This window comes from Pseudomonas sp. GW821-FHT09E12, from assembly GCF_059416085.1.
Genome location: NZ_JBWKOM010000009.1, coordinates 57,891 through 81,504 on the forward strand (window position 1 = coordinate 57,891; position 23,614 = coordinate 81,504).

Below are 23,614 nucleotides of genomic sequence, written 5' to 3' on the forward strand. Positions count from 1 at the left end.
CAGGGCCTGGTTGCGCGGGTCGACCTTCTGTCGCCATTTCTTGCTTTACGACAAGGAAAGTTGCGCGCACTTGCCTTGCAATGCCCCATCGTTGATTGGCAAGGAGAAGCTGCAATGAGTGTTTTTCGAAGTGTATTGGGAGCCTGTGTGCTGCTTGGCAGCTGTACCAGCAGCCTGGTCCTGGCCGGTGGGGCAGAGGGTTTGCAGCGGGTGCAGGTCGAGCTGGTCGCACCGCCGCTGGTTCATCCTCATGAGCAAGTGGTCAACGGGCCGCCCAAGGTGGTGCAGTTCCGCATGAGTATCGAAGAGAAAAAAATGGTCATCGACGACCAGGGCACCACGCTCCAGGCCATGACCTTCAACGGGTCCATGCCCGGCCCGACGCTGGTGGTGCATGAGGGTGACTATGTGGAGCTGACGCTGGTCAATCCCGCGACCAACAGCATGCCCCATAACGTCGACTTTCATGCGGCCACCGGCGCCCTGGGCGGAGCGGGCCTGACCCAGGTGGTGCCAGGGCAGGAAGTGGTGCTGCGTTTCAAGGCTGATCGCAGCGGTACCTTTGTCTACCATTGCGCGCCGCAAGGCATGGTGCCGTGGCACGTGGTGTCGGGCATGAACGGCGCACTGATGGTGCTACCCCGTGACGGCCTGCGCGATCCTCAGGGCAAGCCCCTGCATTACGACCGCGTCTACACCATAGGCGAATCCGACCTGTATATCCCCAAAGACAAGGACGGCCACTACAAGGACTACCCGGACCTGGCGTCCAGCTACCAGGACACTCGCGCGGTCATGCGCACCCTGACTCCGAGCCACGTGGTGTTCAACGGCCGTGTCGGCGCCCTGACCGGTGCCAACGCGCTGACCTCCAAGGTCGGTGAAAGCGTGCTGTTCATCCATTCCCAGGCCAACCGCGACAGCCGTCCGCACCTGATTGGCGGCCATGGGGACTGGGTCTGGACCACCGGTAAATTCGCCAACCCGCCGCAACGCAACATGGAAACCTGGTTTATCCCCGGCGGCTCCGCGGTCGCGGCGTTGTACACCTTCAAGCAGCCGGGTACCTACGTGTACCTCAGCCACAACCTGATCGAGGCCATGGAACTGGGGGCCCTGGCCCAGATCAAGGTGGAAGGGCAGTGGGACGATGACCTGATGACCCAGGTGAAAGCGCCGGGGCCGATCGTCGAGAGCAAGTAATAGGTGGACGGGCGGGGATATTGCTCGGATCTTGAACATTTCGTAAAAGTCCGTAATATCCTCGCCATGCTCATCGACCAAATCAAAGCCCTGGCCAGCGACATCCGTATGCAGATGCTCGAATGGCTGAAGGACCCGGAAGGCAACTTCCCGCCCCAGGGGCATGACGCGCCGAAAGAAATCGGCATCTGCATGACTCACCTGCAGCACAAGGCCGCGCTTTCGGCGTCCAGCACGTCCAGCCATCTGGCGATCCTGCAGCAGGCCGGGCTGGTCGAGGCCACGCGTATCGGCAAATGGACTTACTTTCGCCGTAACGAAGCGGCCATTGCTGCTTTTGCCGAGCAACTGAAGCGCGAACTCTGAGTTTTTTTACTTGAACATTTCGTTATTTTTCGAAATGAAAAGGCAACCCAGGAGGATCTGTTCATGAAAGCAATCTACGTACAACCCGGTGGTGGCTACGACAAAGTAGTGGTCGGCGAGGCTCCGGCCGCGGTGCCACAAGCGGGCGAAATCACCGTGCGCCTGCGCGCCAGCTCCCTCAACTACCACGACTTCGCGGTGGTCAGCGGCATGTGGGGGCCGACTGAGTCGCGCATCCCGATGGCCGATGGCGCCGGTGAAGTGGTAGCGGTGGGCGAGGGTGTCAGTGAATTCGCCATCGGCGACTCGGTGGTCAGCACCTTCTTCCCCGAATGGCTGGACGGCCGGCCCAATGTCATAGGTTTCGCCACAGTGCCGGGCGATGGCCTGGATGGTTACGCCCGGGAAGTCGTCACCGCCCGCGCCACCGCCTTCACCCGTGCGCCCAGGGGCTGGAGCCACGCCGAAGCAGCGACCCTTACCACCGCCGGCCTTACCGCCTGGCGCGCGCTGGTGGACGACGGCCGCGTAACTGCCGGCGATACCGTGCTGGTGCAAGGCACCGGCGGCGTGTCGATCTTCGCCCTGCAATTCGCCAAGATGCTCGGCGCTACCGTGATCGCCACTTCGTCCAGCGATGCCAAGCTGGAACGGCTGAAAGCCCTCGGCGCCGATCACCTGATCAACTACCGCCAGGACCCGACCTGGGGCGAGACCGTACAGAAGCTCACCGCCGGCCGTGGCGTCGACCATGTGATCGAAGTCGGCGGCCCCTCCACCCTGGAGCAGTCGATGATCGCCGCGCGGGCCGGTGGCCATATCTCGGTGATCGGCATCCTGACCGGGGTTGCCGGCGAGTTCCCGATCGTCACCGCGCTGGTCAAGCAACTGCGTCTGCAAGGCGTGCTGGTGGGTAGCCGCCGGCAGCAGCAGGACATGGTCCGCGCGATCGACGCCAACGGCATGCATCCGATCCTCGACAAGCACTTCGCCCTGGACGCGATGGTCGATGCCTTCCGCTACCAGGAAAGCAACCAGCACTTCGGCAAGATCATTCTCGATATCTGATCCTGCCTGGCCGGCTACCGCGGATCACTCACTCTGATCCGTGGTGGCCAGCACCTCGTTGATCTTCCAGCAGCCTTTGTCCTTGACCAGCAGCAGGTCGACGATCTGCGTGGTGTCCGGCGTGTTGCCCAGGGTCACCGACTCACGCGCCGAGGTGCCTTGCACCTGCGGTTCGCTGACCTTGATCTGGGTCAGCCACTCATCCATGTAGTCTTGGGTCTTGAGAAAGTAGTCCTCTTCCAGACCCTCGGGGCTGCTCATCTGCTTCTTGATCCGTTCGATCAGCGTTTGCGTGACGTACTGCTGCAGGTGCGGCAGGTCATCGGTGATCGGGTCTTTTTCGTTGCTGAAACTCTGCAGGTACCAGTTGTAGAAGGCCTCGGCCACTGGCTTGGGCGAGCTGGCGCAGTCAGCGAGCGCGAGGGGTTGATGGAAAGCCGCGGCGAGGAGCAGCAGGGGGAACAGCTTTCTCATGGGGACGTCCTTACAGGAGTTAAGACATTGAGCCGTTGAGACATCAGGTTTATGGCCGAGTGCTCGATTTCAACACGCTGTGGCCCGGATCGCTATCGGCCTGTGCGCTGGCAGCGCTTTGCAATACAAATACGCTTTCAAATACTGTAGTCTTGAAACTACAGTTGCGGGATGATCGAGATCAAACAGACCGCGACCTTTATGGAGTGGGAAAACAGGCTCAAGGATTCCAGAGCCAGGGCGTTGATTGCTGCGCGGATTTTTCGCCTGGCCAACGGTCTTGCCGGGGACGTGTCCCCGGTGGGCGAAGGCGTCAGTGAGTTGCGCATCCATTACGGGCCGGGCTACCGGGTTTACTTCCAGCAGCGCGGCTTGCAACTCGTCATCCTGTTGTGCGGCGGCGACAAGACTCGCCAGAGCCGCGATATCGAACTGGTCAAATACCTGGCCCGTCGTTGGAGTCGATCATGAACGAACCGCTATTCGACTATGACCCCGCCACGGCCTTGCGCGACCCGCAAGCCATCGCCCTGTTCATGGCGGACGCCTTCGAAACCGGCGATGCCGGCTATATCGCCAAAGCCCTGGGTGTGGTGGCGCGGGCCAAGGGCATGACTGAGCTGGCCCATGAAACCGGGCTGTCCCGCGAGCAGCTGTATCGCTCGTTTAGCGACAAGGGCAACCCGACTCTGAAGACCCTGCTGGCGGTGATGCGTGCACTGGGGTTGGACATGACGGCGCGGGTGCATGGGGCGTCTTGATGGCTGGGCCGAGCCGCCAATGTCGGGGGGGCGGTCCTGCCTAACACGCCTGGCGGGAATTCATGGAGCACGGGGCGAATGAACTTCGCCCCGTTCCAGCGTTCGCCGATTTTTAACGCCCCGCGCCAGCCTCGGCCGGCCGGTTAGTGTCGAGCAACGCGCTCACTACGGCATTGGCCATCTCCATCGAGTGGATCATCGACCAGATCAGCCCGCGCTCCACACCGCTGGCGCGTTCGCTGATCTCGTCGCTGACCTGTACCGCGCAATCCAGTAGTAGCGACACATGCACCAAGGCCTCTTCGGCGCTGACGCCGGGGCGGTGGCTTTCAGGTTGCCGAGGATTGAGGTTTCAGCTGTATTCGCGGCCAGGGCCAGGCGGATGCGCTGGGTGGCGAGATCGTGTTCGGGGGTTCTGAATTGCCCGGGCAGGGGCGGATCGGGAACAAGCTTTTTCATGGTGCATCTCCAACGTGAGTGGAGCTGCCAGATGTCGCTGCTAAACGATGGGGTGGCAGCTGTACGCAGGTTAGCAGGCCGGTCACATTGGAAAACCGACGCATCCGAAGATGCCCTGCGCACAGCCACCATGACAGGCAGAATAAAAAATCTACCGACCGGTGACATCGATGCGCCCAATGTGATGTTTCGAGCTGCTAAACCCGATCACTGAATAAGCAGTGACAGGCCGAGCCTAGACAGCAGGTTTCACAGGCGCAAGCGGGTGGGAGTTTCTAGGAAAAGTCGCTCAATAGAAAGCGAAGAACCTTACTTTTGCCGGGGCAGAAACGGGGGCCGATGACCTGTCCGGTCCCATCGGGTTACGCATTGAACAGGGTTTTCCAGGCATTAAAAAGCCGGCTTGTGGCCGGCTTCTCGGGGACTGGCTTGGTTCATTTTTGGTAAACCGCACCAGCCTGCAAAACGTACACCCAGCTCTTGCGGCTGGCTGTGGGACTTGGCGAGAAAATCATCTGCCGCGTCGGGCGGATCTGACCGGTTGAACAGGTCGATGCGCAAAGGTGGGGCGCAGCATACTGATATTCGAAGAGAATTCCCAGCGCAAAGCGTTAGCCGGAGCCTGTGACGAGGGTGAAAAGCAGAGGCGTTTTGTATCGGAGGGTGTGATTGGCGGGGGATGGAGTGTTGTTCTGGGGAGATCGCGGGCAAGCCTCGCTCCTACGGGGAGGGCATTCGACAGGCATAAAAAAGCCCCGGGTCAGCAGGGCTTTTTCTTGAAGCTTGGCGCTGGAAGCTTGCAGCTGCTTAGCCTTTGTAGGCGGCAACCGACTTCGTGATCGCGGCGCGGGCGGCGTCGGCGCCGTCCCAGCCTTCGATCTTCACCCATTTGCCTTTTTCGAGATCTTTGTAGTTCGCGAAGAAGTGCTCGATCTGCTGAATCAGCAGTGGCGGCAGGTCGGTGTACTCCTTCACGTCGACATACAGCTGGGACAGCTTGTCGTGTGGTACAGCGATGACTTTGGCATCGCCGCCGCCGTCGTCGGTCATGTTCAGGATGCCGACCGGACGGGCGCGGATGACCGAGCCTGGAGCCACCGGGTAAGGGGTCACGACCAGCACGTCGAGGGGGTCGCCGTCGTCGGCCAGGGTGTTCGGGATGTAGCCGTAGTTGGCCGGGTAGAACATCGGGGTGGCCATGAAACGGTCAACGAACAGGCAATCGCTGTCTTTGTCGATTTCGTATTTGATCGGCGCGTGGTTGGCCGGAATCTCGATTGCGACGTAGATGTCGTTCGGCAGGTCTTTGCCAGCCGGAATCTTGCTGTAGCTCATTGGGCGATGCCCCCGTTAGTTGACCAAAATGTCTTGGCCGGATTGACCAAAAAGTGGCGGCGATTATAGGCATATTCCAAGGGCTATGCCACGTACCGAAGGACGTATGGACGCCTTGGGCCAAACGCCGCGAACCCTGTGCAGGAGCCGTCGGTCGACGCTCGATTGCTTGCGAAAAGAAGAGTCGCTGCAGCCTGTTTAGTTCAGAGACACCCGTCAGGATCAGCGATTATTTCGCCAGCGGGCGCGTTCCGGCAGGACGCCTCAGTGTTGCTGGTAGTGCGGGTCGCTGGCCTGCAATTGCTGGAGCCGGGCCAGGGGATTCTGCCGGTAAAACAGCTGCAGTTGCTGGTAGACCTTCGGATAGGTCTCGTGCAGCAGATCCGGGGCGCTGAAGAAGTATTCGCTGGTGACGGCGAAGAATTCCGCGGGGTTTTCCGCGGCGTAAGGGTCGATGGCGGTTTCGGCGTCCGGGTTGTGGTCGAGCTGGCGGTTGAGGTCGTCGTAGGCCGCCTGCATCACCTGCGCCCAGTCGCTGATGCGCATGTCGCTGTGCAGCGGCGGCAGGCCGTTGGCGTCGCCGTTGAGCATGTCCAGCTTGTGCGCCAGCTCGTGGATCACCAGGTTGTAGGCTTCCCAGCCGCCGCTGGCGAGCACGCCGGGCCAGGCCAGGATGATCGGGCCCTGTTGCCAGGCTTCGCCGCTGTGTTCGCCGTCCCATTCATGTTCGACGCCACTGGCATCGCGATGGCGCTGGGGGCTGAGGAAGTCGTCGGGGTAGAGGACGATTTCGTGGAAGCCCTGGTACCAGTTCAAATCCCCCAGGTGCAATAGCGGCAACTGGGCCTGGGCGGCCAGCAGCAGGCGTTCGAACTGGTGCAACTCGACCCCGGGCAGGGCGCTCAGGTGCTTGTCGTCGAGAAACAGGACGCTGGTTTCCCGCAACCACTGATCCTCGGCATCGCTCAGGCCGTCGAGAAAGGGCAGGTGCTGGCGCACCCGTTGCCACATTTCATCGGCAACCGGGTGCTTGGCCAGCCGGCGCCGGCGGCGCCAGGCACTGAGGGGCCACATAGCGATCAGTGGCTTTCAGCCTTTGCCGCCGAGCGGCCCAGGCGGCTGCGCACCACGCCGATGATCATCGGCACCAGCGACAGCAGGATGATGCCCACCACCAGCAGCGACAGGTTTTTCTTGATGAATGGCACGTTGCCGAAGAAGTAGCCCAGGGTCACCAGGCCGCCGACCCACAGGATGGTGCCGGCCACGCTGAAGGCGAAGAAGCGCGGATACGGCATCTTGGCCACGCCGGCGACGAAGGGGGCGAAGGTACGGATGATCGGCAGGAAACGCGCCAGGGTCACGGTTTTGCCGCCGTGCCGGTCGTAGAAGTCGTGGGTTTTTTGCAGGTAGTCGCGGCGGAAGATCTTCGAGTTCGGGTTGCTGAACAGTCGTTCGCCCACCGTTCGCCCGATGATGTAGTTGGTGCTGTCGCCGAGGATCGCCGCCAGCATCAGCAGGCCGCCGAGCAGCACCGGGTCCATGGCGCCACCGGCGGCGACCGCGCCGGCGATGAACAGCAGGGAGTCGCCAGGCAGGAACGGCGTCACCACCAGGCCGGTCTCGCAGAAAATCACCAGGAACAGGATGGCGTAGATCCATGGCCCGTAGTTGGTCACCAACATGTCGAGGTAAACGTCGAGATGGAGGATGAGGTCGATCGGGTTGAAATCCATTGGGGCACCTGTGGTGACGGCCTGACTCTGCGGGCCTGTGCGATGACTGGGGCAAAAAACTTACAGCTGGCGCAGATTCATCTTACGCCCCGAAAAGGTCGGCATTATAAGACCTGATAGGTGAAATGGGCGTTGAGTTTGTAGCGAGGGATGTCTTGACGGCGCTGGCTGGCCAAAGGCGAAAGATCGTGGCCTTCGGCAGCGTCTTCCCAGGCGCTGTCGAAGGTTGTGATCAGGCGGTTGCAGAGGGGTTTAGTCGTCGCTGATCGGCAATATGTAGTTCTTGAACTCGGTATCTTCGCGAAAACCGATGGATTCATAGGTTTTCTGTGCCACTTCGTTGTCACTGCTGGTGGAGACACGCATGCGTACGGCCTGGGTGTCCTTGGCCATTTTCTTCGCGGTGCGGATCAGGTTGTCGGCCACCAGTTGTCGGCGAGCGTCTTCGGCGACGTAGATATCGTTGAGGATCCACACGCGCTTCAGGGACAGGGAGGAAAAGCTGGGGTAGAGCTGACAGAAACCGAGGAGTTTCTTATCGTCATCGTCGGGCAGGGCCAGGTAGATCACCGATTCCTTGCGGCGCAGGCGCTTTTCCAGGAAGGCCCGGGACGAGTCCGGAAAAGGCAGGGCGCCATAGAACTCGCGGTATTTGACGAACAGGGGGGTCAACAGATCCAGGTGTTCGAGGGTCGCTTGAGTAATCCGCATGAGTTGTCCTCAACTTCGAATGGATACGACGGCAAACGGTTCATTACTCGGGCAGCCGTGTTTCGATGCTGCCTAAAGCCTGGAAAAAGCGCAATCGTCTCGAAAAGTCATGGCTTTGCAGGCCCCAGCAGGAAATTGCCCTTGGTGGTGTCGGGCGAGTCGCTGTCCAGGGTGTTCACCTGGGCCTCGTCTTTCAGGTTGACCCCCGAAAGCTGCCGCCTGCAGGCCTCGCGCATCAGGTACAGCAAGCGGTGGGCCGCCATGCCGTAGCTCAGGCCCTCCAGGCGCACGTTGGAAATGCAGTTGCGATAGGCATCGGTGAGCCCGACCTTCGGGTTGTAGGTGAAATATAGCCCCAGGCTGTCCGGTGAGCTGAGGCCCGGGCGTTCGCCGATCAGGATCACGGTCATTTTCGCCCCGAGCAGCTCGCCGATTTCGTCGGCCACCGCCACCCGGCCCTGTTCCACGAGGATTACCGGCGACAGCGACCAGCCTTCGGCCGCGGTCTGTTCTTCAAAACGGGCGAGAAACGGCAGGGTATGGCGATGCACCGCCAGCGCCGACAAACCGTCCGCCACGACCACCGCCAGATCCACCCCGCCCGGATTGGCGGATGCGTGATCGCGCAGGGCCTGGGCCGAATCGTCGCAGAGCTTGCGCCCCAGGTCCGGGCGTTGCAGGTAGCTGTGACGATCGCTGGCTGCGCTGTGCAGCAGCAGGCTGTCGCGGCCGCGTTCGGCCAGTTGGCTGCTCAGCCCGGCATGGTCGAAGGGCAGGTGCACCGCATCGCGGGCCTGGGCGTGGGCGAACTGGAAGTCCAGCTGGGCGCCGGTGGGCAGGCTGGTGCCGGTGCGGCCCAGGGCGATACGCGCCGGGGTCAGGCGGCGCAGCTCCAGCCAGGGGTCCTGGCTGTCGGTCGGATGTTTGTCCATGAGCCTGTCCTTACTGAAGCTGTGCCAGTGCCTGGCGGAAGGCCGGCGGCAGGTTGTGGCCGAACTGCACCTTGCCGTCGGGCTGGGTGAAGATGCCGGTTTTCGCCAGCCACTGCTCGAACTCCGGCGCCGGTTTCAGGCCCAGGGTCTGGCGGGCGTAGAGCGCGTCGTGAAAGGAGGTGGTCTGGTAATTGAGCATGATGTCGTCGGAGCCGGGGATGCCCATGATGAAGTTGATCCCGGCCACGCCCAGCAGGGTCAGCAGGGTGTCCATGTCGTCCTGGTCGGCTTCGGCGTGGTTGGTGTAGCAGATGTCGCAACCCATGGGCACGCCCAGCAGCTTGCCGCAGAAATGGTCTTCCAGGCCGGCGCGGATGATCTGCTTGCCGTTGTACAGGTACTCCGGGCCGATGAAGCCGACCACGGTGTTCACCAGGAACGGCTTGAAGTGCCGGGCCACGGCATAGGCGCGGGTTTCGCAGGTCTGCTGGTCGACGCCGAAGTGGGCGTTGGCCGACAGCGCGCTGCCCTGGCCGGTCTCGAAATACATCAGGTTCTGCCCCAGGGTGCCGCGCTTGAGGCTCAGGCCGGCCTCGTAGCCTTCCTGCAACACATTGAGGTTGATGCCGAAACTGGCGTTGGCCGCCTCGGTGCCGGCGATCGACTGGAACACCAGGTCCAGCGGCACGCCACGGTTGATCGCCTCGATGGAGGTGGTGACGTGGGTCAGCACGCAGGCCTGGGTGGGAATTTCATAACGCTGGATGATGGCGTCGAGCATTTCCAGCAGGGCGCAGATCGAGGCGATGCTGTCGGTGGCCGGGTTGATGCCGATCATGGCGTCGCCGTTGCCGTAGAGCAGGCCGTCGAGAATGCTCGCGGCGATGCCCGCCGGTTCGTCGGTCGGGTGGTTGGGCTGCAGGCGGGTCGACAGCCGCCCACGCAGGCCCAGGGTGCCGCGGAACCGGGTGACCACGCGGATCTTCTGCGCCACCAGCACCAGGTCCTGGACACGCATGATCTTCGACACGGCGGCGGCCATTTCCGGGGTCAGCCCCGGTGCCAGGGCGCGCAGGCTCTGTTCGTCGGCGGCGTCGCTGAGCAGCCAGTCGCGAAAGCCGCCGACCGTGAGGTGGCTGACGGTGGCGAAGGCGGTCTTGTCGTGGGTGTCGATGATCAACCGGGTGACTTCATCGGTCTCGTAGGGAATCAGCGCTTCTTCGAGGAAATGCTTGAGCGGAATATCCGCCAGGGTCATTTGCGCGGCGACCCGCTCGCCGTCGTTGAGGGCGGCGACGCCGGCCAGGAAGTCCCCGGAACGCGCCGGGCTGGCCTTGGCCATGACCTCCTTGAGGCTGTCGAAGCGGTAGGTCTGGGCGCCGACGGTGTGGGCGAAACTTGCCATACAGGTTCTCCGTGACGACGCAGGGACGTGGCCCCCGCGTCGAGGTTTTCGGCGGTTAGTGCAAGGCTTCTTCAGCTTTCTGAATGGCCGCGAATTCTTCTTCGGGCGTGCCTGCTACCAAGTGATGCCGACTGTAGAAAGCAAAGTAAGCAATTAATACTCCATAGATGATCGCGGCGCCAATGACCACCCGCGGATCCACCAGGAAGCCCGCCACCACGGCGATGCAGGCCAGTACCAGGGCCACGCCGGAGGTGAAGATGCCGCCCGGGGTGCGGTACGGACGATCCATTTTGGGGCGGCGGATGCGCAGGGTGATGTGCGCGGCCATCATCAGCACGTAGGAGATGGTGGCGCCGAACACCGCCACCAGGATCAGCAGGTCGCCCTGGCCGGTCAGCGACAGGCCGAAACCGATGATGCCGGGGATCACCAGCGCCAGGACCGGCGCCTTGCTCTTGTTGGTTTCCGACAGCTTGCGCGGCAGGTAACCCGCGCGGGACAGGGCGAAAATCTGCCGCGAGTAGGCGTAGATGATCGAGAAGAAGCTGGCGATCAAGCCGGCCAGGCCCACCAGGTTGACGAAGCTGCCCATCCAGGTCGAGCCGCCGTAGGCCTTGGCCAGGGCTTCCACCAGCGGGTTGCCGGAGGTCAGCAGGGCGTTGGCACCCGCGCCACCGGGGCCGATCACCAGGATCAGCAGGGCGAAGCTCAGCAGCACCAGCATGGCGCCGATCAGGCCGCGGGGCAGGTCGCGCTTGGGGTTCTTGGTTTCTTCCGCGGCCAGCGGGACCCCTTCGACCGCCAGGAAGAACCAGATGGCGTAGGGAATCGCCGCCCACACACCGACATAACCGAACGGCAGGAAGCTGCTGGCGCCCACGGCCTCGGTGACCGGGATATCCAGCAGGTTGGCCACCGAGAAGTGCGGCACCATCGCCACCAGGAATACGCCCAGGGCGATGGCGGCCACGGCAGTGATGATAAACATCAGCTTCAGTGCCTCGCCGACCCCGAAGATATGGATGGCGATGAACACGATGTAGAACGCCAGGTAGATCATCCAGCCGCCGATGCCGAACAGCGATTGGCAATAGGCGCCGATAAACACCGCGATCGCCGCCGGGGCGATCGCATATTCGATGAGGATCGCGGTGCCGGTGAGGAAGCCACCCCAGGGGCCGAAGGCGCTGCGGGCGAAACCGTAGCCACCGCCAGCGGTGGGGATCATCGAGGACAGCTCGGCCAGGGAAAAGCACATGCACAGGTACATGGTGGCCATCAGCAGGGTGGCGAGGAACATGCCGCCCCAGCCGCCCTGGGCCAGGCCGAAGTTCCAGCCTGCGTAGTCGCCGGAGATGACGTAGGCCACGCCCAGGCCCACCAGCAGGACCCAGCCTGCCGCGCCTTTTTTCAGTTCGCGTTGTTGGAAATAGTCGGAGCCGACTTTTTCAAAGTCGACCGAAGAGCCAGCCGACTGCACGCCGGTATGTTCGCTAGGCATAAGGGTTCACCTGTTCTTATTGTTGTGCCCGGTCGGCAGACCGGATCGGTGTTGCAAGGCGATGGAGTGTTCTGCCTTGAGGTCGTCATCGCGAGCTTGCGCGAGCGGCCCCCAAGGGTGAAACCGCGTTGGCGGCTTCACCCTTGTCCCTGGCGTTGCTGGTTTTTAGAAGAAGCCCAGCGGGTTGATGTCGTAGCTCACCAGCAGGTTTTTGGTCTGCTGGTAGTGGTCGAGCATCATCTTGTGGGTTTCACGGCCAACGCCGGACTTCTTGTAACCGCCGAACGCCGCGTGGGCGGGGTACAGGTGATAGCAGTTGGTCCACACACGGCCGGCCTTGATCGCCCGGCCCATGCGGTAGGCGCGGTTGATGTCGCGGGTCCAGAGGCCGGCGCCAAGGCCGAACTCGGTGTCATTGGCAATCGCCAGGGCTTCGGCTTCGTCCTTGAAGGTGGTGATGCTCACCACCGGGCCGAAGATTTCTTCCTGGAACACACGCATCTTGTTGTTGCCCTTGAGCAGGGTCGGCTGGATGTAATAACCGCTGGCCAGGTTGCCCTCGAGTTTCTCCACCTTGCCGCCGGTCAGCAACTGCGCGCCTTCGCCCTTGGCGATTTCCAGGTACGAGAGGATCTTGTCGAACTGCTGCTCGGACGCCTGGGCGCCGACCATGGTGTCGGTGTCCAGCGGGTCGCCGCGCTTGATCTGCTCGACCTTTTTCATCACCACTTGCATGAACTCGTCGTAGATCGACTCTTCCACCAGGGCGCGCGACGGGCAGGTGCAGACTTCGCCCTGGTTGAAGAACGCCAGCACCAGGCCTTCGGCGGCCTTTTCGATGAAGCTCGGTTCGGCCTGCATGATGTCGGCGAAGAAGATGTTCGGCGACTTGCCGCCCAGTTCCACGGTAGACGGGATGATGTTCTCGGCGGCGCATTTCATGATGTGCGAGCCCACCGGCGTCGAACCGGTGAAGGCGATCTTGGCGATGCGCTTGCTGGTGGCCAGGGCTTCGCCGGCTTCTTTGCCGAAGCCTTGCACCACGTTGAGCACGCCCGGCGGCAGCAGGTCGCCGATCAGTTCCATCAGCACGCAGATGCCCAGCGGGGTCTGCTCGGCCGGCTTGAGTACCACGCAGTTGCCGGCGGCCAGGGCCGGGGCGAGTTTCCAGGCGGCCATCAACAGCGGAAAGTTCCACGGGATGATCTGCCCGACCACGCCCAGCGGTTCGTGAATGTGATAGGCCACGGTGTTGCCGTCGATTTCCGCGGCGCTGCCTTCCTGGGCCCGCAGGCAGCCAGCGAAGTAGCGGAAGTGGTCGGCGGCCAGGGGGATGTCGGCGTTGAGGGTTTCCCGCACGGCCTTGCCGTTGTCCCAGGTTTCGGTGATGGCCAGCAGTTCGAGGTTCTGCTCGATGCGGTCGGCGATTTTCAGCAGGATCAGCGAGCGGGCCTGTGCCGAGGTGGCACCCCAGGCATCGGCGGCGGCATGGGCGGCGTCCAGGGCTTTCTCGATGTCTTCGGCGGTGGAACGCGGGAACTCGGCGATCGGTTGGCCGTTTACTGGCGAGGTATTGGTGAAGTACTGACCTTTGACAGGCGCGACGAATTCGCCGCCGATGTAGTTACCGTATTTGCTCTTGAACGAAACGATAGCGCCTTCAGTACCGGGGTGTGCATAACGCATGGTGGGTATCTCCTGGCTTTTGTGCTTATAAGGGAGGACGCGCTGTTGCGCTTGTAAAAGCGTAGAGCAAAGCCCGGGCCACTGCGTTGCAGGCCAGGAAAATCAAGGGTTTACGAATGTTTCAGCGGCTGCGTACCGGGCGTATGTGGCAGTTGTGGCACAGGCCGGGTGACACTTTGTACCGCTTGTGGCACAGCCTGTGACTCATTGGTCGAAGCAGCATTGCAATGCATCCATGGCTGGAGGATGCTGGTGGGCCGCGAGGATCTGAAGAACTCTTCTGTAGCCGCTGCCGCAGGCTGCGAACGACCGCGAAGCGGGCGCTGCTCTTCAGATCGCGGAAGCCCCTGCGGGGCTTGGCGCAGCCTGCGGCAGCGGCTACAGGTGGGTGCCTTCTGAGCAGTCAGCGCAGCAGGAGAACAATAAGAAATGCACAGCAATCACCTCACCCGGCACGCCCAGCAAGTGCTGACCGTGACCCAAGGCAAGGCCCATCTGCAGGGGCCCGGCAGCGACCCTTCCATCGCCCGCTCCTGGCTGCGTTGCCTGGAGGACTATCACCTCGACCCGGCCCTGAGCATGGCGCCCACCGTGCTCGAGCACGGACGTCTGCTGGAAAGCCGCGAACGCCTGCAGCAGGTGCTGCAGATCGCCGGCAACGAGATGACCAGCCTGCACCAGCAGCTGTCCGGCGCCGGCCATGCGGTGCTGCTGACCGACGCCCGCGGGGTGATCCTCAACTGTGTCACCGCGCCCGCCGAGCGCAAGATTTTCGAACGCGCCGGGCTCTGGCTCGGCGCCGACTGGAGCGAGGCCTGCGAGGGCACCAACGGTATTGGCACCTGCCTGGTGGAGCGCCAGTCCCTGACCATCCACCAGGACGAACATTTCCGTGGCCGCCATACCGGCCTGACTTGCTCGGCCAGCCCGGTGTTCGACCCTCACGGTGAACTGCTGGCGGTGCTCGACGTTTCCTCGGCGCGCCCGGATGTGTCGCGCCAGAGCCAGTTCCACACCATGGCCCTGGTCAACCTCTCGGCGAAGATGATCGAGAGCTGCTATTTCCTGCGTTATTTCGACAATCAATGGCTGCTGCGTTTTCACCTGCAGGCCGAGTCCGTCGGCTTGTTCAGCGAAGGCTTGCTGGCATTCGACGGGGAAGGTCGGATCAGCGCGGTGAACCAGAGCGCCTTGAACCTGCTGGGGCATATTCGCGGCGGCTTGCTGGGCAAGCCGGTGGAAGCCTTTTTCGACTGCTCGCTGGACGAGTTGCTGGGCCGCGCCAGTGTCAATGCCAGCGCCAGCTGGCCGCTGCGCACCTGTGATGGGCGGCATCTGTTCGCGGTGTTGCGTGGCCAGCCGCGCAGCGTGCCGCAACCGCTGCCGCCGAGGGCGGTGCTGGAGCGTCCGCGCCTGCCCGAGATCTGTCTGGGCGATGCGGCCCTGCAAGACGACTTCCGCAAATCCTTGCGCGTGTTCGAGCGCGATGTGCCGCTGTTGATCAACGGCGAAACCGGCTCCGGCAAGGAGGCGTTCGCCAAGGCGGTGCACCATGCCAGCCAGCGGGCGGAGAAAGCCTTCGTTGCCTTGAACTGCGCGGCCATTCCCGAAAGCCTGATCGAAAGCGAGCTGTTCGGTTATCGCGGCGGCACCTTCACCGGGGCACGCAAGGAAGGCATGCGCGGCAAGTTGCAGCAGGCCGATGGCGGCACGCTGTTCCTCGATGAAATCGGCGATATGCCGCTGGCCTTGCAGACCCGCCTGTTGCGGGTGCTGGAAGACCGCATGGTGGTGCCTATCGGCGGCGAGCCGCAGGCGGTCAACGTACGCATCATCAGCGCCACTCACCGGGACCTGCTGGAGCGGGTGCGGGATGGCAGCTTCCGCGAGGATTTGTATTACCGGCTCAATGGCCTGGAAATCGCCCTGCCGGCGCTGCGCGAGCGCAGCGACAAATCCCAGCTGCTGGATTTTCTCCTGGCGCAAGAGGCCGGCGACCAGCAGGTCTCGCTCGACGGCCCGGCACGCCAGGCCCTGCTGGACTTCCACTGGCCAGGCAACGTGCGGCAACTGCGCAACGTATTGCGCACCCTGGCGGCGCTCTGCGACGACGGACGCATCGGCCTGGAGGATGTGCCGGCGATGATTCGCCAGGGCCGCCCGGCACCGGTGCCGGCAGCTGTCGAGGAGGCGGGCGGATACCCGTTGGACGATGCCGAACGCCTGGCCTTGCTCAATGTGCTGGAACAACAGCGCTGGCATATGACCCACACCGCCGAGCAGTTGGGGGTGAGCCGCAATACCCTCTATAGAAAGCTGCGCAAGCATGGGATCGCTCGCTAGGCGCGGCACCGGGTTATCGTTCATCGCGAGCAATCGAGCGTCGACCGGCTGCTCCTACAGAAAATGCGCATTCCTCTGTAGGAGCGAAGCTTGCTCGCGATAGGCGGCGCAGCCGCCGATACATCGGTAACCGCGGTCCAAGGCTCCAGCCGCGTTCGAGCGATTCCCCGTCAAAAGCCCCACAGAACTCGTCACAGCCTCCGGCAACGACAACCGCGTGTTCCCCCATCAGCTAAAGAGTGCGATTTGCAGCCCTCTACGCTAACCTGCCTCGATGTTTTACGAGGCCTTCTATGCACATTCATATTCTCGGTATTTGCGGCACCTTCATGGGCTCGATGGCGGTTCTGGCCAAAGAGCTGGGCCATCATGTCACCGGCTCCGATGCCAACGTCTACCCGCCGATGAGCACCCAGCTCGAAGCCCAGGGCATCGAGTTGACCCAGGGCTACGACCCGGCCCAGCTTGACCCGGCACCGGACCTGGTGGTGATCGGCAATGCCATGTCCCGCGGCAACCCGGCAGTGGAATATGTGCTGAACAAGGGCCTGCCCTATGTTTCCGGCCCGCAATGGCTGGCCGACCATGTGCTGCAAGGCCGTTGGGTGCTGGCGGTGGCCGGCACGCACGGCAAGACCACCACCAGCAGCATGCTGGCCTGGGTGCTGGAGCATGCGGGCATGAGCCCGGGCTTCCTGATCGGTGGCGTGCCGCAGAATTTCTCGGTGTCGGCCCGCCTGGGCGGCACACCGTTCTTCGTGATCGAGGCCGATGAATACGACAGCGCCTTCTTCGACAAGCGCTCGAAGTTCGTGCACTACCGTCCGCGCACGGCGATCCTGAACAATCTCGAGTTCGATCACGCGGACATCTTTCCCGATCTGCCGGCGATCGAGCGGCAGTTCCACCACTTGGTGCGGACCATCCCGAGCGAAGGCCTGGTCATCCACCCGACCACCGAGCCGGCCCTGCAACGGGTGATCGACATGGGCTGCTGGACCCCGGTGCAAACCACCGGCGCGGGCGGCCAATGGCAGGTCAAGCTGCTCAGCGAAGACGGCTCGAAGTTCGAAGTGATGTTCGAAGGCGAGGCCCAAGGTGTGGTCGAGTGGGACCTGACCGGCCAGCACAACGTCGCCAACGCCCTGGCCACCCTGGCCGCGGCGCGCCATGTCGGTGTGGTGCCGGCCATGGGTATCGCTGCGCTGAGCGCGTTCAAGAGCGTCAAGCGGCGGATGGAGAAGGTGGCTGAAGTCCATGGCATCACCATCTACGACGACTTCGCTCACCACCCGACCGCCATCGCCACCACCCTGGATGGCCTGCGCAAGCGCATTGGCGATGCGCCATTGATCGCGATCATCGAGCCGCGCTCCAACTCCATGAAGCTCGGCGCCCACCGTGACGGGCTGCCGGAAAGCGTCAACCAGGCCGATCAGGTGGTCTGGTACGCGCCGGCCAATCTCGGCTGGGACCTGGGCGCCACCGCCGCGCTGTGCAGCGTGCCGTCGATTGTCAGCGACTCCCTGGAAGGCATCATCGAGCGGGTGAAGAGCCAGGCCAAGCCGGGCACCCACGTGGTGATCATGAGCAACGGCGGCTTCGGCGGCCTGCACGGCAAGCTGGCCGAGGCACTGCGATGAACAACGGCCCGGAACGCATCACCCTGGCGATGACCGGCGCCTCGGGCGCCCAGTACGGCCTGCGCCTGCTCGATTGCCTGGTGCGCGAAGATCGTGAAGTGCACTTCCTGATCTCCAAGGCCGCGCAGTTGGTGATGGCGACCGAGACCGACGTGACCCTGCCACCCAAGCCGCAGACCATGCAGGCCTTCCTCACCGAGTACACCGGTGCGGCAGCCGGGCAGATTCGCGTGTATGGCAAGGAAGACTGGATGTCGCCGGTGGCCTCGGGCTCCGGTTCGCCGGCGGCGATGGTGGTGGTGCCTTGCTCCACCGGTACCTTGTCGGCCATCGCCACGGGCGCCTGCAACAACTTGATCGAGCGGGCGGCGGACGTCACCCTGAAGGAACGCCGCCAGTTGATCCTGGTACCGCGCGAGGCGCCTTACTCGAGCATCCACCTGGAAAACATGCTCAAGCTGTCGAACATGGGCGTGACCATTCTGCCGGCTTCTCCGGGTTTCTATCACCAGCCGCAGACCATCGACGACCTGGTGGATTTTGTCGTGGCGCGGATTCTCAACCTGTTGAACATCCCGCAAGACATGCTGCCGCGGTGGGGCGAGCATCACCTGAGCAGCGATGAGTAAGTCGCTGCTGATCCTGCTGGTCGCCCTGCAACTGGGCGGCTGCGCCACGGCACGCACGCTGAACGCGGCCAAGCCGGGCGCACCGGTGGTGTATTCCGGGACGCGCCTGGATCTGTATGTGATGCAGGGCGGTTGTTGCCCGATGGATCGCTTCGGTGCCGAAGCGCCGAGCTATCCGGGTGTCGATCTGCCGGCCAGCGCCTTGCTCGACACGCTGCTGTTGCCGCTGTCGGTGCTGACGGTATTGGGGGTTGGTTTCCAGGCTACAGGCGGGTTGTAACGACCTTGTAGCCGCTGCCGAAGGCGGCGATCGGTCGCGTAGCGGCCGTAGAGGCGGGCTGCGCGTCGGTGCGGCAAATCGCGTCGTCAGGATTGCGCCTGCTGCGCAGTCGATCGCAGCCTGCGGCAGCGGCTACAGGCGCGATCCATGGCGTTTATTTACCCAGCTTGCGCAATTCGTCGGACTCGACGATCCGCACTCCATCCTGCTCTTCCAGCGCCAGGCGCCACATGGCCCGGGCCAGATGGCAGGCTTCGATGCCGTGGTATTTGCCGGGAATCAGCTTGGACAGCGGGCCGGCCAGCTGTTCGGCGAGACGCGGTTCGATGCGTTCGCCAAGCAGCAGCGACGGCCGGCAAATAGTCAGTTGCGGCCAGTCCTGGGCCTTCAGCGCCTGTTCCATTTCGCCTTTGACCCGGTTGTAGAAAATCGAGGATTTCGCGTCCGCGCCCAGGGCGCTGATCACCACCAGGTGCCGCGCACCCATCTCCCGCGCGCGTTTGCCGAAGGCCACCACCAGGTCCAGGTCGACGGCGCGGAATGCCTGTTCGGAGCCGGCTTTCTTGATAGTGGTGCCCAGGCAACAGAACGCCAGGTCCACCCGGCCGCTGAGCTGCGGCAGGAGTACCGCCGGCTCGCCGACCGGGTTTTCCAGGCGCGGATGTTCGCTCAAGGGGCGCCGGCTGGGCGCCAGTACGCGGGTTACCGTGGGTTCGTTGAGCAGGCGGTCGAGCAAGTGCTCGCCAGTCAGGCCGGTCGCGCCGGCGAGCAAGATATGCTGAGGCGTCAAGTACATAATGTTTCCCCCTTGATACTGTTCCAGCTTAGTTGCTCTTTGCTTCCTTGCTGTCATTGGCGGCGCTTTGCAGCGCCTTTCGTGCTTGTTGCTTGCGCAGATGCTGCCAGTGCGCCAAGACCCCCTTGGGCGCCCAGATCTGCGGTTCGGAGGCTTCGAAGTTGTCCGCCAGTTCACGTTCGGCCACGGTCGCCCTGGCCAGCTTGAAGGCCTGTTCCAGGTCGTCGGTCTGGTTCAGCGCCTGGGCGAACAGGGCGTCGCCGAAGTAGGTGAAGTCGGCTTCTTCCGAGCAGCCGAACGATACGCGGTCGGCCTGCGAAGCGGTCATGATCAGAGTCCGCTCATCCTTGAGCGCGGGAATGAACCCGCCGGAATAACAGGCCGAGATCACGATGATCTTGTCGCGGTTTTTCAGTGGCGCCAGCACCGCGGCCAACTCGTCGGCCGGCAGGTCGGCCAGCTCCAGGCGTGGCTGGTCGAGCACCAGTTCGTGTTCGCTGGTGCCGTGGCTGGTCAGGTAGAGAAACAACAGGTCTTCCGGGCCGCTGCGTTCGGCCAGGACCTGTACCGCGCGCCGCAGGTTTTCCCGGGTGGCCATGGGCCGGCTGTCGAGGCGGTCGCGGTGGTTGACCAGGCGGATCTGCCCGTAGGCGCCGAAGCGGGTGGCGAGCATGTTGCTGACATAGTCGGCCTCGCGCAGAAACACGCTTTGCTTGCCATCGCCGGCCAGCGTCAGGCTGTAGAGCTCGATGGCGGGGGTCGACGCCGGCACCGCGCTGAGGGCGTCGTCGAGCAGGCGGCCCTGGGCCAGCAGGCCGGTCTCCAGTGGGTCGGGCAACAGTCGGCCGTCGGCATCGCGAACCCGCAGGCCATTGATCCAGTCGCCGCTTTGCACGGAGCCATCGCGCAGCACCAGCACGCCGTGGCCCTGGTAGTTGTCGCCTTCGAAGCCGCCGATATAGAAGCTGCCGTCGCTGAGGTTCAGGCGGCCCTGGCCGCTGAAGCGCCAGTCGCTGAAACGGCCGATGTAGTGGCTGCCGTCGACGCCAATCAGCTCTCCCTTGCCACTGAGGGCGCCCTCCTTGAACTGGCCGATCCAGACATCGCCGTCGGCGTTTTCGTAGCGGCCCTTGCCGCTGAGCTGGTTCTGTTTGAAGCCGCCGACGTAGAGGTCGCCCTCGGCGCTGCTGAAGGTGCCGTTACCTTCCAGCTGGCCATCGACGAAGTGGCCGCTGAACTGGTTGCCGCTGGCATCGCTGCGCTGGCCTTCGCCGTTGGGTTTGCCACGAGAGAACTGGCCCTGGTACTGGCTGCCGTCTTCCAGTTCGAGACGGCCGAGCCCGGAATACAGGTCGGACTTGAATTCGCCGCGGTAGGTCATGCCGCGTTCCTTGAGGGTGCCTTCACCGTCGCGCCGGCCCAGTTTGAAACCGCCGGTGTAGCTGCTGTCCTTGGTGGTCAGGCTGCCCTGGCCGTGGAACAGGCCCTGCTGGAATTGACCGCGGTAGACCTCGCCGTCGCTGCCGTGCCATTCGCCCTGGCCGTGCCACTGGCCGCTGTCGAACTGGCCGGCATACCAGCTGCCGTTGGGGTAGTCGATGCGCCCTTGTCCCTGCAGCAACCCGTTGACCACATCGCCGCGGTAGCGGCCACCGTCTGGCAGACGGGCGTCGGGAGGCAGCAGCGATTCGCCGTCTCCACATGCGGTGAGCAACAGGGTCAGAGCCAGGGGTACAAGTGGGTGCATAGCGGGATCCGGATAATTAGGGGACCGAGTATGCCGTAGCAACGAGGCTTATATATAGAGAGGCTGCGCGAAACAGCGTGAGCTGTTTCGCATCAGGAAGGTTTCAGACAAAGCAGAGGGACAAGGGCTCGGCAATGTAGGCTGGTTTTTCCTGGCCTTCGATTTCCAGTGTGGCGGTGGCCTTGAGCAGCCATTGGCCGGGTTTCTTCTCGGTGACGTCCACCAGGTCGACCTTGAGGCGGACCCTGGAATCGACCTTGACCGGCTGGATGAAGCGCACGCTGTCCAGGCCGTAGTTGACCGCCATCTTCAGCCCCACGGGCAGGATCAGGATGTCTTCCATCAGTTTCGGGATCAGCGACAGCGACAGGAAACCGTGGGCGATGGTGCCGCCGAACGGCGTCTGGGCGGCTTTCACCGGGTCGACGTGGATGAACTGGAAGTCACCCGTGGCTTCGGCGAACAGGTTGATACGCTGCTGATCGATGGTGAGCCATTCGGAACGTCCTAGTTCCTTTCCGACATAATCTTTGAGCTCTGCAACAGGAACATACGGCATTGAGACTCTCCTTGGGTTCATCGGTTTTATCGTTCTAAAGGGGCGGGGGACGTACCCCCTGACCACCCACTGTAGATCATCATGGGGGTTTGCTCCGGTCAACCTTCCATGCTTTTGGCGAATGCCGGTGCATAGCGTTCGCGTGCTTATAATGCCCGGCGTTTTTTCGGGGGGGGATGAGAGATGTTGTTACGCGGTCTGACATGGCTGGTGCTGTTTCAATTGCTCGGCACGGCGATCAACCATCTGTTCCTGCCGATCCTGCCGGGGCCGATTGTCGGTCTGCTGTTGCTGCTGATTTTCCTGGTGGCGCGCGGCGAGGTAGGCGAGCCGCTGAACCTGGCCGCCTCCAGCCTCCTGCGTTACCTGCCGCTGTTGCTGGTGCCGCCCGCGGTGGGGGTGATGGTGTACGCGGCGGATATCGCCGCGGACTTCTGGGCGATAGTCGGCGCGCTGGTATTGTCGCTGGTGATCTCCATGGCCTTCGTCGGCGTGCTGATGCAGCGGCTGGTCAAGCGCCACGGACATCGGGAGGGCGGCCAATGATGTTCGATTGGCAGGGCGCCTGGGCGTCGGTGATCCACCATCCATTATTCGGCATCGGCATTACCCTGGGCGCCTATCAACTGGTGCTCGCGGCCTTCGAGAAAACCCGCTGGATCTTTCTGCAACCGGTGCTGGTCTCCATGTTGCTGGTGATCGGCGTGCTGCTGAGCTGTGGCCTGAGCTACGCCGAGTACCGCAAGAGCACGGAGATCCTCAGTATTCTCCTGGGCCCGGCCACGGTGGCGCTGGCCGTACCGCTGTACCTCAACCTGCGGCGGATTCGACAGTTGTTCTGGCCGATATTTACTACGCTGGTGATTGGAGGGGTGGTCGCCACCGGCCTGGGTGTATTGCTGGGATGGTGGTTCGGTGCCGAGAACATGATCCTGATGACCATGGCGCCGAAATCGGTGACCTCGCCGATCGCCATGCTGGTGGCCGAACAGATTGGCGGTGTCGCAGCGCTGGCCGCGGTATTCGTATTGATCACCGGGGTGATCGGGGCGATTTTCGGTCCGGCCATCCTCAACCGCCTGCAGGTGCATAGCCCGGAAGCCCGGGGCATGGCGCTGGGCATGACGGCTCACGCGGTGGGCACTTCGGTGGCCTTGCAGGAAAGTGAAGAGTGCGGTGCTTTCGCGGCGCTGGCGATGAGTCTGATGGGTGTGGCCACGGCGGTTTTCCTGCCGTTGGCGGTGTCGTTGGTGGTTTAAGGAAACCTGTATGAGCCTGGCGCTTTTCCCGCTGAACACGGTGCTGTTCCCCGACTGCATTCTCGACTTGCAGATTTTCGAGGCGCGCTACCTGGACATGATCGGTCGCTGCATGAAACAGGGCAGCGGCTTCGGCGTGGTGTGCATCCTCGAAGGCGAAGAGGTGGGCATCGCCCCGGAAGGTTTTGCGCGGGTGGGCTGTGAAGCGCTGATCACCGACTTCCATCAGCAGGACAACGGCCTGCTGGGGATTCGGGTCAAGGGCGGGCGGCGTTTTCGGGTGCTGAGCAGCGAAGTGCAGCGCGATCAGTTGCGGGTGGCTGAAGTCGAGTGGCTGGACGAGGCGCCGGAGCGGCCGCTGCAGGATGAAGACGGGGACCTGATCGCCTTGCTCAAGGCGCTGGCCGAACACCCGATGGTCGAAGCCCTGAACATGGGCACCGAAGCCACTGGCCAGCAGTCGCTGGCCAACCAGCTGGCCTACCTGTTGCCGTTCTCCGAGCTGGACAAGATCGACCTGCTGCAACTGGACGATCCGCAGCAACGCCTGGATGCGATCCAGGCCTTGCTGGACGAGTTGCAGGGCGAACTGTTCGCCTGATCCTGATCCTGATCCTGATCCTGTAGCCGCTGCCGCAGGCTGCGATCGCCCACACAGTGGGCGCAGATTCCGAAACCGCTGAAGGCCTTCGGTCTGTCGCAGCCTGCGGCGGCTACA

Annotated in this window: 24 protein-coding genes and 1 pseudogene; 12 read left to right on the forward strand and 13 right to left on the reverse strand. The window is 63.0% G+C overall.

Annotated features, from left to right (window positions below; all coding sequences use genetic code 11):
• The first annotated feature begins 114 nt into the window (after positions 1-114).
• The 3 genes from nirK (at position 115) to AC07PQ_RS24360 (ending at position 2,637) form a co-directional block, all read left to right on the forward strand.
• Positions 115-1,203: a copper-containing nitrite reductase gene (gene nirK / locus AC07PQ_RS24350; RefSeq protein ID WP_493186577.1), complete on the forward strand. Its 1,089-nt coding sequence runs from the start codon at positions 115-117 to the stop codon at positions 1,201-1,203.
• A gap of 66 nt (positions 1,204-1,269) precedes the next feature.
• A complete protein-coding gene (locus AC07PQ_RS24355; RefSeq protein ID WP_007924100.1) occupies positions 1,270-1,569 on the forward strand; it encodes an ArsR/SmtB family transcription factor in 300 nt (99 codons plus the stop codon).
• A gap of 63 nt (positions 1,570-1,632) precedes the next feature.
• Entirely contained in the window at positions 1,633-2,637 is a 1,005-nt protein-coding gene (locus tag AC07PQ_RS24360; protein ID WP_493186576.1) for a zinc-dependent alcohol dehydrogenase family protein, read from the forward strand.
• A gap of 24 nt (positions 2,638-2,661) precedes the next feature.
• On the opposite strand, the gene AC07PQ_RS24365 is transcribed toward AC07PQ_RS24360, so the two are convergent.
• Complete coding sequence (locus AC07PQ_RS24365; RefSeq protein ID WP_007924098.1) at positions 2,662-3,111, reverse strand: DUF3828 domain-containing protein; 450 nt, start codon at positions 3,109-3,111, stop codon at positions 2,662-2,664.
• Between the two features lie 171 nt (positions 3,112-3,282).
• Here AC07PQ_RS24365 and AC07PQ_RS24370 point away from each other — a divergent pair, with 171 nt between their 5' ends.
• Together AC07PQ_RS24370 and AC07PQ_RS24375 are read left to right on the forward strand one after the other, a co-directional pair.
• Entirely contained in the window at positions 3,283-3,582 is a 300-nt protein-coding gene (locus AC07PQ_RS24370; protein WP_493186575.1) for a type II toxin-antitoxin system RelE/ParE family toxin, read from the forward strand.
• Complete coding sequence (locus AC07PQ_RS24375) at positions 3,579-3,872, forward strand: addiction module antidote protein (protein ID WP_007924096.1); 294 nt, start codon at positions 3,579-3,581, stop codon at positions 3,870-3,872. Before AC07PQ_RS24370 ends, AC07PQ_RS24375 begins: the two co-directional genes overlap by 4 nt.
• Before the next feature lie 112 nt (positions 3,873-3,984).
• Here the strand turns inward: AC07PQ_RS24375 and AC07PQ_RS24380 are convergent.
• From AC07PQ_RS24380 to exaC, 9 genes and pseudogenes are all read right to left on the reverse strand, one after another.
• Positions 3,985-4,331 (reverse strand): annotated as a pseudogene (locus AC07PQ_RS24380) (hypothetical protein).
• A gap of 807 nt (positions 4,332-5,138) precedes the next feature.
• On the reverse strand, positions 5,139-5,666 hold the full coding sequence (gene ppa / locus AC07PQ_RS24385; protein ID WP_003228599.1) for an inorganic diphosphatase: 528 nt from the start codon (positions 5,664-5,666) through the stop codon (positions 5,139-5,141).
• A gap of 264 nt (positions 5,667-5,930) precedes the next feature.
• On the reverse strand, positions 5,931-6,740 hold the full coding sequence (locus AC07PQ_RS24390) for a M90 family metallopeptidase (protein WP_493186574.1): 810 nt from the start codon (positions 6,738-6,740) through the stop codon (positions 5,931-5,933).
• A gap of 5 nt (positions 6,741-6,745) precedes the next feature.
• Positions 6,746-7,402, reverse strand: a complete 657-nt coding sequence (locus tag AC07PQ_RS24395) for a DedA family protein (RefSeq protein WP_007924093.1) — start codon at positions 7,400-7,402, stop codon at positions 6,746-6,748.
• 252 nt (positions 7,403-7,654) lie between these two features.
• Complete coding sequence (locus AC07PQ_RS24400; RefSeq protein WP_007924092.1) at positions 7,655-8,113, reverse strand: GNAT family N-acetyltransferase; 459 nt, start codon at positions 8,111-8,113, stop codon at positions 7,655-7,657.
• Positions 8,114-8,220: 107 nt separating this feature from the next.
• The gene (gene eutC, locus AC07PQ_RS24405; protein ID WP_493186573.1) at positions 8,221-9,045 is read right to left on the reverse strand and encodes an ethanolamine ammonia-lyase subunit EutC; all 825 of its coding nucleotides are present in this window, start codon (positions 9,043-9,045) and stop codon (positions 8,221-8,223) included.
• Between the two features lie 10 nt (positions 9,046-9,055).
• Positions 9,056-10,450 (reverse strand): ethanolamine ammonia-lyase subunit EutB, encoded by a 1,395-nt coding sequence (locus AC07PQ_RS24410; protein ID WP_493186572.1) that lies wholly within the window; start codon positions 10,448-10,450, stop codon positions 9,056-9,058.
• A 55-nt stretch (positions 10,451-10,505) separates the two neighbouring features.
• Complete coding sequence (gene eat, locus AC07PQ_RS24415) at positions 10,506-11,954, reverse strand: ethanolamine permease (protein WP_007924089.1); 1,449 nt, start codon at positions 11,952-11,954, stop codon at positions 10,506-10,508.
• Between the two features lie 165 nt (positions 11,955-12,119).
• Positions 12,120-13,640, reverse strand: a complete 1,521-nt coding sequence (exaC, locus tag AC07PQ_RS24420; protein WP_007924088.1) for an acetaldehyde dehydrogenase ExaC — start codon at positions 13,638-13,640, stop codon at positions 12,120-12,122.
• 429 nt (positions 13,641-14,069) lie between these two features.
• Between exaC and AC07PQ_RS24425 the strand changes: the two genes are divergently transcribed.
• The 4 genes from AC07PQ_RS24425 (at position 14,070) to AC07PQ_RS24440 (ending at position 18,535) form a co-directional block, all read left to right on the forward strand.
• A complete protein-coding gene (locus AC07PQ_RS24425; protein WP_284170943.1) occupies positions 14,070-15,983 on the forward strand; it encodes a sigma-54-dependent Fis family transcriptional regulator in 1,914 nt (637 codons plus the stop codon).
• A 293-nt stretch (positions 15,984-16,276) separates the two neighbouring features.
• On the forward strand, positions 16,277-17,626 hold the full coding sequence (gene mpl, locus AC07PQ_RS24430; protein ID WP_009045799.1) for a UDP-N-acetylmuramate:L-alanyl-gamma-D-glutamyl-meso-diaminopimelate ligase: 1,350 nt from the start codon (positions 16,277-16,279) through the stop codon (positions 17,624-17,626).
• Positions 17,623-18,255, forward strand: a complete 633-nt coding sequence (gene ubiX / locus AC07PQ_RS24435) for a flavin prenyltransferase UbiX (protein ID WP_493186571.1) — start codon at positions 17,623-17,625, stop codon at positions 18,253-18,255. Before mpl ends, ubiX begins: the two co-directional genes overlap by 4 nt.
• The gene (locus AC07PQ_RS24440) at positions 18,248-18,535 is read left to right on the forward strand and encodes a YceK/YidQ family lipoprotein (RefSeq protein WP_009051050.1); all 288 of its coding nucleotides are present in this window, start codon (positions 18,248-18,250) and stop codon (positions 18,533-18,535) included. The genes ubiX and AC07PQ_RS24440 overlap by 8 nt, the downstream gene beginning before the upstream one ends.
• Positions 18,536-18,689: 154 nt before the next feature.
• Here AC07PQ_RS24440 and AC07PQ_RS24445 read toward each other — a convergent pair whose 3' ends face one another.
• The 3 genes from AC07PQ_RS24445 to AC07PQ_RS24455 form a co-directional block, all read right to left on the reverse strand.
• The gene (locus AC07PQ_RS24445) at positions 18,690-19,331 is read right to left on the reverse strand and encodes an oxidoreductase (protein ID WP_007927124.1); all 642 of its coding nucleotides are present in this window, start codon (positions 19,329-19,331) and stop codon (positions 18,690-18,692) included.
• A gap of 28 nt (positions 19,332-19,359) precedes the next feature.
• Positions 19,360-21,078 (reverse strand): C13 family peptidase, encoded by a 1,719-nt coding sequence (locus AC07PQ_RS24450; RefSeq protein WP_007927122.1) that lies wholly within the window; start codon positions 21,076-21,078, stop codon positions 19,360-19,362.
• Between the two features lie 103 nt (positions 21,079-21,181).
• Positions 21,182-21,637 carry a MaoC family dehydratase gene (locus AC07PQ_RS24455; protein WP_007927121.1) on the reverse strand — a complete coding sequence of 152 codons (456 nt, stop codon included), beginning with the start codon at positions 21,635-21,637 and terminating at the stop codon, positions 21,182-21,184.
• Positions 21,638-21,820: 183 nt separating this feature from the next.
• Between AC07PQ_RS24455 and AC07PQ_RS24460 the strand changes: the two genes are divergently transcribed.
• The 3 genes from AC07PQ_RS24460 to AC07PQ_RS24470 are packed head-to-tail and all read left to right on the forward strand — an operon-like array spanning position 21,821 to position 23,497.
• Entirely contained in the window at positions 21,821-22,183 is a 363-nt protein-coding gene (locus AC07PQ_RS24460; protein WP_009045794.1) for a CidA/LrgA family protein, read from the forward strand.
• Positions 22,180-22,896 carry an LrgB family protein gene (locus tag AC07PQ_RS24465; protein WP_493186570.1) on the forward strand — a complete coding sequence of 239 codons (717 nt, stop codon included), beginning with the start codon at positions 22,180-22,182 and terminating at the stop codon, positions 22,894-22,896. Before AC07PQ_RS24460 ends, AC07PQ_RS24465 begins: the two co-directional genes overlap by 4 nt.
• A gap of 10 nt (positions 22,897-22,906) precedes the next feature.
• Positions 22,907-23,497, forward strand: coding sequence for an LON peptidase substrate-binding domain-containing protein (locus AC07PQ_RS24470; RefSeq protein WP_007927116.1), 591 nt, complete (start codon positions 22,907-22,909; stop codon positions 23,495-23,497).
• Positions 23,498-23,614: the final 117 nt, after the last annotated feature.